This is a genomic window from uncultured Acidovorax sp., assembly GCF_964021665.1.
GTDB classification, from domain to species: Bacteria; Pseudomonadota; Gammaproteobacteria; order Burkholderiales; family Burkholderiaceae_C; genus Acidovorax; species Acidovorax temperans.
This window is the reverse complement of record NZ_CAXIAK010000036.1, coordinates 1-12,506: the sequence shown is the minus strand read 5'-3', so window position 1 is coordinate 12,506 and position 12,506 is coordinate 1. Positions and strand designations below refer to the sequence as shown.

Sequence of the window (12,506 nt, the reverse complement as noted above, 5' to 3'; positions counted from 1 at the left end):
ATGGAAACGGTAAAAGGGCATTCTAACTAGACAAGGGCTGCAGTCTGTGGCGCGCAGGTGCCTCGGGGTGAGGTGTTTCCCGCACAGCGGCAATGCGCTGCACAAACCGCGCCGGGTTTTCGAGGTATCCGTCTTCGTAGGCCACGGTGCGCAGGGCGCCAAAAGCCTGCAGCAGCTCGCCGGGGCGCAGCAGAAAATCGGCCCGGCTGGGTCTGCCCACGGTTTCATGCCCCTGGGCGAAGGTTTCGTAAATCAGAACGCCGCCGGGCGCCAGGCTGGCCAGCACGGCGGGCAGCAAGGGGCGCCACAGGTAGTTGGTGACCACCACGGCCCCGAACTGTCGGCCGGGCAAAGGCCAGGGCCCGTTTTCAATGTCAGCGCAGATCAGCTCGCCCAGTCCGCTACAGGCGGCAATGGCCTCAGGTGAGCGGTCCACGCCCGTCACTTGCAGGCCCTGGGCCTGTAGCCAGCGCATGTGGCGACCTGCGCCGCAGGCCAGGTCCAGCGCCGTGGCGTGGGGTGGAATCAGATGCGTCCATCGCTGGACCCAGGCCGAGGGAGCTTCCGTACCGTGCATGGTGTTTTGCTATTTAATTGATAGCTGCTTGCGCTTATTCATTAAGCGCTAGAGGCCAGAAATGCTTGAAATCAAAAACACGACCACACCTTGTCGGCCACCATCACCATGAAGTCTGGCACCGTGTACATCGCAAACACGGCCAGGCAGGCGGCGATGGCCGCAAACCAGCCCAGCCCGCGCAGCCACGGGCGGCGGGGTGGGGTGGTGGGGAGATGTGAATCCATGGCGGCAAAAACTGCGTTGTTCACGCCGCTTGCGGCTGTGCCCGCTGGATGGGCGCTTCCTTGATGGGCAGGTTTACCAGCCCCGCCAGCACACCCAGCCCAATGGCGATGTACCAGACGATGTCATAGCTGCCAGTGGCGTCGTACAGGTAGCCGCCCAGCCACACGCCCATGAAGCTGCCGAGCTGGTGGCTGAAGAACACAAAGCCGCCCAGCATCGAGAGGTGCTGCACCCCAAAAATCTGGGCAATGGTGGCGTTGGTGGGGGGCACCGTGGACAGCCACAAGATACCCATCACGGCCGAGAAAATGTAGACCGACAGGGGCGACAGCGGCACCAGCAAAAAGATGCTGATCGCCACGGCCCGCGCCAGGTAAATGAACGAGAGGATGAAGCGCCGCGGCATGCGCTGCCCCAGGGTGCCCGCGATGTAGGTGCCAAACACGTTGAACAGCCCGATCAGCGCCAGTGCGTAGCTGGCCACCTGGGGCGACAAGCCGTTGTCCCTGAGGTAACTGGGCATGTGCACGCCAATGAACACCACCTGGAAGCCGCACACAAAGTAGCCCGCCATCAGCAAATTGAAGCTGGGGTAGCTGAATGCCTCTCGCAGGGCGTGGCCAATGGTCTGGTCACGCTTCGGTGGGGCGGCCCCCTGAAAGCCCGGCTCACGCAAGCCAAACGCCAGCGGAATGATCAGCAGCACCGCCATCGACAGCGCCAGCAATGCCTGCTGCCAGCCCAGGCTGGCAATCAGCCACCCTTCCACCGGCACCATCAGAAACTGCCCGAACGAGCCTGCCGCTGCGGCCACGCCCATGGCCCACGAGCGCCTCTCGGGCGCAATCTGCCGGCCCAGCACGCCGTAGATCACGGCGTAGGTGGTGCCTGCCTGCGCTGCCCCGATCAAGAGGCCGGTGGTGAGTGCAAACAAGAGCGGGGTGGGCGAAAGCGCCATGCCCGCCAGCCCCAGGCCGTACAAAACAGCACCGCCCATCAGCACGCGGAACGCGCCAAACCGGTCGGCCGCCATGCCCGCAAAGATCCCGATCACGCCCCACGACAGGTTTTGCAGCGCAATCGCAAAGGCGAACGACTGGCGGGTCCACCCCATCTCTTGGGTGATGGGTTGCAGCCACAGGCCAAATCCGTGGCGCACGCCCATGGACAGCGTGACGATGGCAGCCCCGCAGGCCAGCACCTGGAACATGGATAGTTTCGGAGGATTCATATGCATTCACAGGAATGTAGCCAGATTGCGCGAATTGTGCTGGCACACCAGTGACCAATACAGTGCGAGAGACGGGGCGCGCGACTGGTTTTTTATCCAGCCTTTGCGGCACTGCCCCACTACAATCCGCGCCATGGCAGCCAAACCTACCTCAGTTTCCGCAAGCGAATATTCCGAAGGCTCGATCCGCGTGCTCAAGGGCCTGGAGCCCGTCAAGCAGCGCCCGGGCATGTACACCCGCACCGACAACCCCCTGCACATCATCCAGGAAGTGCTGGACAACGCCGCCGACGAGGCCCTGGCCGGCTACGGCAAAAAGATCAAGGTCACGCTGCACACCGATGGCTCGGTCAGCATTGAAGACGATGGCCGGGGCATTCCGTTTGGCATGCACCCCGAAGAAAAGGCCCCGGTGATCGAGCTGGTCTTCACCCGCCTGCACGCGGGTGGCAAGTTCGACAAGGGCAAGGGCGGGGCTTACAGCTTCTCGGGCGGCCTGCACGGCGTGGGCGTGAGCGTGACCAACGCGCTGGCCACGCGGCTGGAGGCTTCCAGCCACCGCGAAGGGCAGGTGGCACGCCTGGTGTTCTCGGGCGGGGAGGTGGTCGAGCCGCTGGTGGCCCGCCCGCTGGAGGCCGGTGAGCGCAAGCAGGGCACCACCGTGCGCGTGTGGCCCGACGCCAAGTACTTTGAATCGAGCAGCCTGCCCATGGGCGAGCTGACCCATCTGCTGCGCAGCAAGGCCGTGCTGATGCCCGGCGTGTCCGTCTCGCTCATCAACGAGAAGACGCGTGATACCCAGACCTGGCAGTACAAGGGTGGCCTGCGCGACTACCTGACGCAGACGCTGACTGCCGACCCGGTCATCCCCCTGTTTGAAGGCGAAGGCTTTGCCGACAGTGGCAACGAGAGCTTTGCCGAGGGCGAAGGTGCCGCCTGGGCCGTGGCCTTCACCGAAGAAGGCGCACCGGTGCGCGAGAGCTACGTCAACCTCATTCCCACCAGCGCGGGTGGCACGCACGACAGCGGCCTGCGTGATGGCCTGTTCAACGCCGTCAAAAGCTTTATTGAGCTGCACAGCCTGGCCCCCAAGGGCGTCAAGCTGCTGCCCGAAGACGTGTTTGCGCGCGCCAGCTATGTGCTGAGCGCCAAGGTGCTGGACCCGCAGTTCCAGGGCCAGATCAAGGAGCGGCTGAACTCGCGCGACGCGGTGCGCCTGGTCAGCGGCTTTGTGCGCCCGGCGCTGGAGCTGTGGCTGAACCAGCATGTGGAATACGGCAAGAAGCTGGCCGAGCTGGCCATCAAGGCTGCCCAGACGCGCCAGAAGGCGGGCCAGAAGGTCGAAAAGCGCAAAGGCTCGGGCGTGGCCGTGCTGCCTGGCAAGCTCACCGACTGCGAAAGCCGCGACACCAGCCACAACGAGGTGTTTCTGGTGGAGGGCGACTCGGCTGGCGGCAGCGCCAAGATGGGCCGTGACAAGGAAAGCCAGGCCATCCTACCGCTGCGCGGCAAGGTGCTCAACACCTGGGAGGTGGAGCGTGACCGCCTGTTTGCCAACAACGAAATCCACGACATCTCGGTCGCCATCGGTGTGGATCCGCATGGGCCCAATGACACCCCCGATTTGAGCGGCCTGCGCTACGGCAAGATTTGCATCTTGAGCGATGCGGACGTGGACGGCTCGCACATCCAGGTGCTGCTGCTCACGCTGTTCTTCCGTCACTTTCCCAAGCTCATTGAAGCAGGGCACATCTACGTGGCGCGCCCCCCGCTGTTCCGCGTGGACGTACCCGCGCGCGGCAAAAAGCCTGCGGCCAAGATGTATGCGCTGGACGATGGTGAGCTCAATGCCATCCTCGACAAATGCGCCAAGGAAGGCGTGCCGCGCGAGAAATGCCAGATCAGCCGCTTCAAGGGCCTGGGCGAGATGAACGCCGAGCAGCTGTGGGAAACCACGCTCAACCCCGACACCCGCCGCCTGCTGCCCGTGCAATTGGGTGGTGTGGACTTTGCAGCCACCGAGGGGCTCATCACCAAGCTCATGGGCAAGGGCGAAGCTGCTGCGCGCCGTGAGCTGATGGAACTGCATGGCGATGCGGTCGAGATCGATATCTGACGGGCTGAGCCGCAGTTGCCCTCGCTGTTTGCTATGACGTTATTAAGCAAAATTAGTCTCTTGCGCTCGTCCATACTAGGTTTGTTGCTCTGCTTTTTGCAGCAGCAGGCCCACGCTGACCTGTGGGCGCATGTGGACGAGCGCGGGGTGACGCACTTTGCGGCCGAGCAGCTCGATGCCCGGTATCAGCTTTTTTTCCGAGGCGCCGAATTCGACTCGACCCGCGACATGCCTGCGAATGCACCCGCCACGCCCCATGGCATGCCCAGCGCGGGTGCGCGCCTGCTGGCGTTTTTTGACATTGCCCCGGGCTACAAAAGCATCAAGCACCACCTGCGGGCCGCGTCGGAGCAGCAGGCGGTGGACTACGAGTTGCTGCAGGCGCTGATCGCCACCGAGTCGGGCTTTGACGCGCAGGCCGTATCGCCCAAGGGCGCGGTGGGCCTGATGCAGCTCATGCCCGCCACGGCCAGCCGCTTTGGCGTGCGGGCCGATGCCAAGCGCTCTCTGGAACAAAAGCTGACCGACCCCGCCGTGAACGTGCCTGCAGGCACACGCTACCTGCGTTATTTGCTGGACCTGTTCCCTGGCCGCATGGATCTGGCCTTGGCGGCCTACAACGCGGGCGAGGGCGCGGTGCAGCGGGCGGGTAACCAGATTCCGGCCTTCAAGGAAACCCAGAACTACGTGCGCACCGTGCTGGCGCTGTACCACCAGCTCAAACCCCCGGCGCCGGTGCAGGCCCATCGCGCGGCTCCTGGGCGGGTGCGCATGCAACTGCAGGGCGGCGCCCACAACCGCGGCAACCTGCCGCCCGACACCGTGGTGGCGCACAGCCGCACCAGCAACGAACCTCTACCGACGATTCCGAATGAATGAGCGCTAACGAATGAGCGACCAACCCACTTTAGATTTCACCACCGCTGGCGATGACGGCGGCGACTCCCTGGGCCTGGCGGGCTACGCCCAGCGCGCCTATCTGGAATACGCGTTGTCGGTCGTCAAAGGCCGTGCGCTGCCCGATGTGTGCGACGGCCTCAAGCCCGTGCAGCGGCGCATTCTGTATTCGATGGACCGCATGGGCCTGGGCTACAGCGGCCCCACGCGCAGCGCGGCGGCCAAGCCCGTCAAGAGCGCTCGTGTGGTGGGCGATGTGCTGGGCCGCTTCCATCCGCATGGCGACCAGTCGGCCTACGACGCGCTGGTGCGCATGGCGCAGGACTTTGCCCAGCGCTACCCGCTGATCGACGGCCAGGGCAACTTTGGCAGCCGCGACGGCGACGGCGCTGCGGCCATGCGCTACACCGAAGCGCGCCTGTCCCGCATCACCAGCCTGCTGCTCGATGAAATCGACGAAGGCACCGTGGATTTCATGCCCAACTACGACGGCAGCACGGAAGAGCCGCGCCAACTGCCCGCACGCTTGCCATTTGCGCTGCTCAACGGCGCCAGCGGCATTGCCGTGGGGCTGGCCACCGAAATCCCCAGCCACAACCTGCGCGAGATTGCCGATGCGTGTGTGGCGCTCATCAAGACGCCCACGCTGAGCCAGGAAGAGCTGCTGGCCATTGTGCCCGGCCCGGACTACCCCGGCGGCGGCCAGATCATCAGCAGCCCCGGCGACATTGCCGACGCCTACCGCACGGGGCGCGGCAGCCTGAAGGTGCGCGCGCGCTGGAAGATCGAAGACATGGCGCGTGGCCAGTGGCAACTGGTGGTGACCGAGCTGCCGCCCGGCGTCAGCACCCAGCGCGTGCTGGAAGAGATTGAAGAAATCACCAACCCCAAGGTCAAGGCGGGCAAGAAGGCGCTGACGCAGGAGCAGACGCAACTCAAGGCCAGCATGCTGGCGGTGCTGGACGTGGTGCGTGACGAATCGAGCAAAGACGCACCCGTGCGCCTGGTGTTCGAGCCCAAAACCGGCAAGACTCCGCAGCAAGAGCTGATCACGGCACTGCTGGCCCACACCAGCCTGGAGACCTCGGCGCCCATCAACCTCACCATGGTGGGGCTCGATGGCAAGCCGGTGCAGAAGTCGCTGCGCCAGATGCTGGAAGAGTGGATCGCCTTCCGCCAGACCACCATCACCCGCCGCAGCCAGCACCGGCTGAACAAGGTGCTGGATCGCATCCATATCCTCGAAGGGCGGCAGACCGTGCTGCTCAACATCGACGAGGTGATTGCGATCATCCGCCACAGCGACGAGCCCAAGGCGGCGCTGATTGCACGCTTCAATTTGAGCGACCGCCAGGCCGAAGACATCCTCGAAATCCGCCTGCGCCAACTGGCACGGCTCGAAGCCATCAAGATCGAGCAAGAGCTGAAAGAGCTGCGCGAAAGCCAGGGCAAGCTCGAAGACATCCTGAACAACCCCGGCTCGCTGCGCCGCACCATGGTCAAAGAGATCGAGGCCGACGCCAAGACCTTTGCCGACGCGCGCCGCACCCTCATCCAGGCCGAGAAAAAGGCCGTGGCCGAAGTCAAGGTGGTGGACGAGCCCGTCACCGTGGTCGTCTCGCAAAAGGGCTGGGTACGCGCCCGCACCGGCCATGGGCATGAGGCGGCCAGCTTTGCCTTCAAGGCGGGCGACGGGCTGTATGGCACGTTTGAATGTCGCACGGTCGATACCTTGCTGGCCTTTGGCAGCAACGGCCGTGTGTACTCGGTGGCCGTGTCGCTGCTGCCGGGCGCGCGGGGCGACGGTCAACCGGTGACCACGCTGATTGAGCTGGAAGCCGGCACGCAGTTGCTGCACTACTTTGCAGGCCCGGCCAACGCCACGCTGCTGCTGTCCAGCTCGGGCGGCTACGGCTTTTTGGCGGCGGTGGAGAACATGGTTTCGCGCCAAAAGGGCGGCAAGGCCTTCATCTCGCTGGGCGAAGGCGAAACGGTGTGCGTGCCTTCGCACGCAGCGGGCACCACGGGCAGCAAGCCGCTGCTGCCGGCCACACATGTGGCCTGCGCGTCGGTGGGTGGGCGCATCCTCACGTTCGAGATCACCGAGCTGAAAACCATGGCCAACGGCGGCCGGGGCCTGATGCTGATCGACCTGGAAGACAAGGACCAGCTTGCAGGCGCTGCGGCCTACACGCGCAGCATTCGCCTCGATGGCATTGGCCGGGGCGGCAAGGTGCGCGATGAGACGCTGGAGATCCGCAGCTTGAACAACGCCCGCGCCGCACGCGGCCGCAAGGGCAAGGCGGCGGACCTGGGCTTCAAGCCCAACGCCGTTACCCGCGTGGAGTGATGCTGCTGCGCGCAGCACCCAAACAAAAAAGCCAACCGGCAACGGTTGGCTTTTTTTGTGGAGCGACCGGATCAGGCCAGCTCGGCGATCAGCTCAATCTCCACGCAAGCGCCCATGGGGATCTGGGCCACGCCGAAGGCGCTGCGGGCGTGCACGCCCTTGTCGCCAAACACCTGGCCCAGCAGCTCGCTGGGGCCGTTGGTCACCAGGTGCTGCTCGGTGAAGTCGCCGGTGGAGTTCACCAGGCTCATCACCTTGACGATGCGCTTGACGCGGTTGAGGTCACCACCTGTGGCGGCGTGCAGCGTGCCCAGCAGGTCGATGGCCACGGCGCGCGCGGCCAGCTTGCCTTCTTCGGTGGTGATGTTCTTGCCGAACTGCGCGGCCCAGGGCTTGCCATCCTTGCGGGCGATGTGGCCGGATAGGAACACCAGGTTGCCCGTTTGCACATATGGCACATAGGCGGCCGCAGGCACGGACACGGGGGGCAGGGTGATGTTGAGTTCGCTCAGCTTGTCGTAAACGCTCATGGTTTTCCTTGGGTTGAAGTGCGAGGGAAAGCGCGGGCGCCCGCGCCTCCAAAAAGCGCTGGCCGGGCCCGCACGGTGTTGCGGCGCCAAGTGTTACACAGCCGGTGCTGCATCGGCGGTGCTTGGGGCGTTGCAACGGCGCATTAGCATCAGCCCATGTTTGGCATAAGCCCCTCTAATAGCCACTCTCCTGCTTCCCGCCCAGGGGGCGGGGAGGGCGCTCGTCCAGCGCCTGGTGTGCATGGGGGCGATGGCGGTGTTCGCAGACTGTGGCCTTTGCCTGCCATGTTGTGCGGTGTATTGGCGGGCTCCGCGCTGCAGCTGTGGCAACCCGAGCTGTGGGCGATGTGGGCGTACGGCAGTGCCTTGGCGGCGATGGGCGTGGTGGGAGCCTGCGTGCTGTGCTACCCACCGCTGCGCAGGCGCTGGCTGGGTCAGAACATTGCGGGGCGGCGCTGGTGGCGGGCCTGGGGGTGGGTGGCCACGCTGGCCTGGGCGGCGGTTGCCGCCTTTGCCCTGTGTGGCTTGCGAGCCAGTGGGTTTGCCCGGCAGGGCCTGCCTGCGGCGATGGAGGGGCAGGACGTGCGCATCACCGCCGTGGTGGCAGCCATGCCCCAGCGCACCGAGGCCGGGGTGCGCCTGCGCTTGCAGGTGGAGTCTGCCGATTGGGCGGATGCCGCGCCCGATGCGGGCCGCGCCCGCGCCCCCGAGCGCCCGGGCACGGCGCCCCAGGTGCCTCCGTTGATTGATGTGTCCTGGTACGGCGGCGTGCTGCGTGACGCCCAGGGCCTGGTCGATTTGCAGCGCCAGCCGCCCGAGCTGCGCGCAGGAGAACGCTGGCGCATGACCGTGCGCCTGAAAGCGCCCCACGGGCTGCGCAACCCGCACGGCTTTGACTACGAACTGTGGCTGTGGGAGCAGGGCGTGCAGGCCACGGGCTATGTGCGCGCTGGCCCCAAAGACCAGCCCCCGGAGCGTTTGGGTACCACCTGGCAGCACCCGGTGGAGCAATGGCGCCAGTCGGTGCGCGACGCCATCTTTCTGCGTCTGACCAGCAGCCCGGCACCAGGCGAAGACGCTTCTGCCGCGCGCGTGGCCGGGGTGGTGGCCGCCCTGGTCACGGGCGACCAGCGGGCCATCGACCGTGCAGATTGGGACATCTTCCGCGCCACAGGCGTCGCGCACCTGATGAGCATTTCTGGCCTGCACATCACCTTGTTTGCCTGGCTGGCCGCTGCCCTGGTGCGACTGCTGTGGCGACGTTCGGCCCGGTTGTGCATGGCGGTGCCAGCGCCCACGGCGGCCCTGGCGTGTGGCGTGGTGCTGGCAGGCGGCTACGCGTTGTTCAGCGGCTGGGGTGTGCCCGCGCAGCGCACGGTGACCATGCTGGCGGTGGTGGCGGCCCTGCAGCTCAGCGGCCGCCGCTGGCCCTGGCCGCAGGTGTGGCTGCTGGCCTGCGCTGCCGTGGTGCTGACCGACCCCTGGGCGCTGTGGCAGGCCGGGTTCTGGCTGAGCTTTGTGGCCGTGGGGGTGTTGTTTGCTACTGATTCTGTAGCTGCTGACGCTTATCCTAAAGGCGCTAGAGGCCATTTTTATGCATTATTGCGTGAGCAGTGGGTGGTGACGCTGGCGCTCACGCCGCTGAGCCTGCTGCTGTTTGGCCAGGTGTCGCTGGTGGGGTTTGCGGCCAACTTGCTGGCCATACCGTGGGTCACGCTGGTGGTCACGCCCCTGGCGCTGGCCGGGGTGGTGTGGGCGCCATTGTGGTCGCTGGCGGCGTGGGCTTTGCAGCCCCTGGCGGCGGGGCTGCAGTGGCTGGCCAGTTGGCCCTGGGCGGTGGTGTTTTTGCCCGCAGCACCGTTGTGGGCCGGGGTGCTGGCCTTGTTGGGCGGCGGCTTGCTGGCCATGCGCCTGCCGTGGCAGTTGCGCTTGTGGTCTGTGCCGCTGTTGGTGCCCTTGCTGTGCTGGCAGGCGCCTAGGCCCGCGCCGGGCCAGTTTGAGCTGCTGGCGCCTGACATTGGCCAGGGCAATGCCGTGCTGGTGCGCACGGCCACGCGCACCTTGCTGTACGACGCAGGCCCCCGCTTCAGCCGCGAAAGTGATGCGGGCCACCGCGTGCTGGTGCCCCTGCTGCGGGCGCTGGGCGAACGGGTGGACGTGCTCATGCTCAGCCACCGCGACGCCGACCACACCGGTGGCGCAGCGGCCGTGCTGGCCCAGCAACCGGGTGCAGCGTTGACGGGATCGATCGAAGCCGAGCATGCGCTGCAGGCCTTGCGCCCCGCCACGCCGTGCGTGGCAGGGCAGCGCTGGGTGTGGGACGGCGTGGCTTTTGAGGTGCTGCACCCCACGGGCGCCGAGCCCGACCACCCGGCCCGCCCCAACACGGCAAGCTGCGTGTTGCGCGTGGCCAGCGCGGAAGGCGGCCCGCACGCGCAGGCCGTAGCGCTGCTGGTGGGGGACATCGAAGCCGCGCAGGAGCAAGCCCTGCTGGCCCGCTCCGCTCCGGTCAAAGCCGACGTGCTGCTGGTTCCGCACCATGGCAGCAAGACCTCGTCCAGCCCCGCGTTTCTGGACGCCGTACAGCCGCGCACCGCCTTGGTGCAGGCGGGCTACCGCAACCGCTTTGGCCACCCTGCACCCGAGGTGTTGCAGCGCTACGCCCAGCGCCAGGTGCCCGTGGTGGAGTCGGCCCGCTGCGGCGCGGCGACCTGGTCTTCTGCCTACCCCGACACGGTGGCCTGCGAGCGGGACACGGGGCGGCGCTATTGGCAGCACACCGCGCCTTGAGACCTTGTCAGGGTTTGTGCTGCTTTTGCGCAGCCCAGGCCCAAGGCGGGCGCGTAACTTGCTATCCTGACTGCAGGAGGCCCGTCCATGCAGAAATTTGACGAGATGTACGCCATGCTGCCCTTTGATGGCAGTGACGTGCGCGAACACTACAAGCGCTATGCGCACTGGCTGGCGCAGCAACCCCCTGGGGTGATGCAGGATCGCCGGGCCGAAGCCGAGATGATCTTCCGGCGTGTGGGCATCACCTTTGCCGTGTATGGCGCCAAGGACGAAAGCGGGGCAGGCAACGAGCGGCTCATCCCGTTTGACCTCATCCCCCGCATCATCCCCGCGCACGAGTGGAGCCGCATGCAGCAGGGGCTGGTGCAGCGGGTCACCGCGCTCAACCGCTTCATCCACGACGTTTATCACGGTCAAGACATCCTGCGCGCTGGCGTGGTGCCGGCCGACCTGATCCTCAACAACGCGCAGTACCGCCCCGAGATGGCGGGCGTGCAGGTGCCGCAGAACATCTACGCGCATATTGCGGGCATCGACATCGTGCGCGCGCCCGACGCGCAGGGCCAGGGCGAGTACTACGTGCTGGAAGACAACCTGCGCGTGCCCAGCGGCGTGAGCTACATGCTGGAAAACCGCAAGATGATGATGCGGCTCTTCCCCGAGCTGTTCAGCCTGCACAAGGTGGCGCCCGTGGCCCACTACCCCGACCTGTTGCTGGACACCCTGCGCGCCAGCGCCCCTGCCACGGCGGACGACCCCACGGTGGTGGTGCTCACGCCCGGCATGCACAACAGCGCGTACTTCGAGCATGCCTTCCTCGCCCAGCAGATGGGCGTGGAGCTGGTGGAAGGGCAAGACCTGGTGGTGCGCGACAATTTCGTTTACATGCGCACCACGCGTGGCCTGCAGCGGGTGGACGTGATCTACCGCCGCGTGGACGATGACTTCCTCGATCCGCAGGTGTTCCGCCCCAACTCCACGCTGGGCTGCCATGGCCTGATGGAGGCGTACCGCGCAGGCAACGTGGCCATCTGCAACGCTGTGGGCACGGGCGTGGCCGACGACAAATCGGTCTACCCCTATGTGCCCGAGATGATCCGCTTCTACCTGGGCCAGGAACCCATCCTGAAGAACGTGCCTACCTGGATGTGCCGCAAGCCTGACGACCTGCAGTACGTGCTGGCAAACCTCAAAGACCTGGTGGTCAAGGAGGTGCACGGTGCGGGTGGCTACGGCATGCTCATCGGCCCTGCCGCCACGCAGGCCGAGATCGAAGACTTCCGCCGCGCGCTGCTGGCCAACCCGGCGGGCTACATCGCCCAGCCCACACTCAGCCTGTCGAGCTGCCCCACCTATGTGGAAAGTGGCATTGCCCCGCGCCACATCGACCTGCGCCCCTTTGTGCTGAGCGGCCGCGAAGTGCAGATGGTGGCCGGTGGCCTGACCCGCGTGGCCTTGCAAGAGGGCTCGCTGGTGGTCAATTCATCGCAGGGTGGGGGCACCAAAGACACCTGGGTGCTGGGAAATGGAGGGACTGAATGATGCTGAGCCGTACCGCTGACCATTGGTTCTGGATGTCTCGCTACACCGAGCGGGCAGTAAAGCGAGCCGTAGGCGCGCTTTCAACACAACACCGAGTGCGTGCGCAGCACGTGCGGGGTTCTCTGCCCTCTTCGATCAAGGAGGCCGCATGCTGAGCCGCACCGCCGACCATCTGTTCTGGATGTCCCGCTACACCGAGCGGGCAGTAAAGCGAGCCGTAGGCGCGCTTTCAACACAACACC

The 12,506-nt window shown here is 65.9% G+C and carries 11 protein-coding genes; 7 read left to right on the top strand and 4 right to left on the bottom strand.

Annotated features, from left to right (window positions below):
* Nucleotides 1–22: 22 nt before the first annotated feature.
* The 3 genes from AADJ04_RS09700 to AADJ04_RS09690 form a co-directional block, all read right to left on the bottom strand.
* A complete protein-coding gene (locus tag AADJ04_RS09700; RefSeq protein WP_341239488.1) occupies nucleotides 23–577 on the bottom strand; it encodes a class I SAM-dependent methyltransferase in 555 nt (184 codons plus the stop codon).
* A 71-nt stretch (nucleotides 578–648) separates the two neighbouring features.
* Complete coding sequence (locus AADJ04_RS09695) at nucleotides 649–804, bottom strand: hypothetical protein (RefSeq protein WP_341239487.1); 156 nt, start codon at nucleotides 802–804, stop codon at nucleotides 649–651.
* Between the two features lie 20 nt (nucleotides 805–824).
* A complete protein-coding gene (locus AADJ04_RS09690) occupies nucleotides 825–2,042 on the bottom strand; it encodes an MFS transporter (protein ID WP_341239486.1) in 1,218 nt (405 codons plus the stop codon).
* A gap of 127 nt (nucleotides 2,043–2,169) precedes the next feature.
* Here AADJ04_RS09690 and AADJ04_RS09685 point away from each other — a divergent pair, with 127 nt between their 5' ends.
* From AADJ04_RS09685 to parC, 3 genes are read left to right on the top strand one after another with little or no spacing between them, the layout of a single operon-like run.
* Complete coding sequence (locus tag AADJ04_RS09685; RefSeq protein WP_341239485.1) at nucleotides 2,170–4,152, top strand: DNA topoisomerase IV subunit B; 1,983 nt, start codon at nucleotides 2,170–2,172, stop codon at nucleotides 4,150–4,152.
* Nucleotides 4,153–4,185: 33 nt separating this feature from the next.
* Complete coding sequence (locus AADJ04_RS09680; protein ID WP_341239484.1) at nucleotides 4,186–5,031, top strand: lytic transglycosylase domain-containing protein; 846 nt, start codon at nucleotides 4,186–4,188, stop codon at nucleotides 5,029–5,031.
* A 10-nt stretch (nucleotides 5,032–5,041) separates the two neighbouring features.
* Entirely contained in the window at nucleotides 5,042–7,399 is a 2,358-nt protein-coding gene (gene parC / locus AADJ04_RS09675; RefSeq protein WP_341239483.1) for a DNA topoisomerase IV subunit A, read from the top strand.
* A gap of 71 nt (nucleotides 7,400–7,470) precedes the next feature.
* Here the strand turns inward: parC and AADJ04_RS09670 are convergent, their stop codons facing one another.
* Complete coding sequence (locus AADJ04_RS09670) at nucleotides 7,471–7,929, bottom strand: RidA family protein (protein WP_341239482.1); 459 nt, start codon at nucleotides 7,927–7,929, stop codon at nucleotides 7,471–7,473.
* Nucleotides 7,930–8,214: 285 nt separating this feature from the next.
* Here AADJ04_RS09670 and AADJ04_RS09665 point away from each other — a divergent pair, with 285 nt between their 5' ends.
* The 4 genes from AADJ04_RS09665 to AADJ04_RS09650 form a co-directional block, all read left to right on the top strand.
* A complete protein-coding gene (locus AADJ04_RS09665) occupies nucleotides 8,215–10,719 on the top strand; it encodes a DNA internalization-related competence protein ComEC/Rec2 (protein WP_341239481.1) in 2,505 nt (834 codons plus the stop codon).
* Nucleotides 10,720–10,806: 87 nt separating this feature from the next.
* Complete coding sequence (locus AADJ04_RS09660) at nucleotides 10,807–12,264, top strand: circularly permuted type 2 ATP-grasp protein (protein ID WP_341239480.1); 1,458 nt, start codon at nucleotides 10,807–10,809, stop codon at nucleotides 12,262–12,264.
* The gene (locus tag AADJ04_RS09655; protein ID WP_341239479.1) at nucleotides 12,261–12,419 is read left to right on the top strand and encodes an alpha-E domain-containing protein; all 159 of its coding nucleotides are present in this window, start codon (nucleotides 12,261–12,263) and stop codon (nucleotides 12,417–12,419) included. The genes AADJ04_RS09660 and AADJ04_RS09655 overlap by 4 nt, the downstream gene beginning before the upstream one ends.
* A partial coding sequence (locus AADJ04_RS09650) for an alpha-E domain-containing protein (protein WP_341239503.1) occupies nucleotides 12,413–12,506 on the top strand: 94 nt, incomplete at its 3' end. The genes AADJ04_RS09655 and AADJ04_RS09650, both read left to right, overlap by 7 nt.

Bases quoted from the DNA above. Each gene is read 5' to 3' on its own strand.
- AADJ04_RS09700 (WP_341239488.1), bottom strand. From the start codon at position 577: ATGCACGGTACGGAAGCTCCCTCGGCCTGGGTCCAGCGATGGACGCAT.
- AADJ04_RS09695 (WP_341239487.1), bottom strand. From the start codon at position 804: ATGGATTCACATCTCCCCACCACCCCACCCCGCCGCCCGTGGCTGCGC.
- AADJ04_RS09690 (WP_341239486.1), bottom strand. From the start codon at position 2,042: ATGCATATGAATCCTCCGAAACTATCCATGTTCCAGGTGCTGGCCTGC.
- AADJ04_RS09685 (WP_341239485.1), top strand. From the start codon at position 2,170: ATGGCAGCCAAACCTACCTCAGTTTCCGCAAGCGAATATTCCGAAGGC.
- AADJ04_RS09680 (WP_341239484.1), top strand. From the start codon at position 4,186: ATGACGTTATTAAGCAAAATTAGTCTCTTGCGCTCGTCCATACTAGGT.
- parC (WP_341239483.1), top strand. From the start codon at position 5,042: ATGAGCGACCAACCCACTTTAGATTTCACCACCGCTGGCGATGACGGC.
- AADJ04_RS09670 (WP_341239482.1), bottom strand. From the start codon at position 7,929: ATGAGCGTTTACGACAAGCTGAGCGAACTCAACATCACCCTGCCCCCC.
- AADJ04_RS09665 (WP_341239481.1), top strand. From the start codon at position 8,215: ATGTTGTGCGGTGTATTGGCGGGCTCCGCGCTGCAGCTGTGGCAACCC.
- AADJ04_RS09660 (WP_341239480.1), top strand. From the start codon at position 10,807: ATGCAGAAATTTGACGAGATGTACGCCATGCTGCCCTTTGATGGCAGT.
- AADJ04_RS09655 (WP_341239479.1), top strand. From the start codon at position 12,261: ATGATGCTGAGCCGTACCGCTGACCATTGGTTCTGGATGTCTCGCTAC.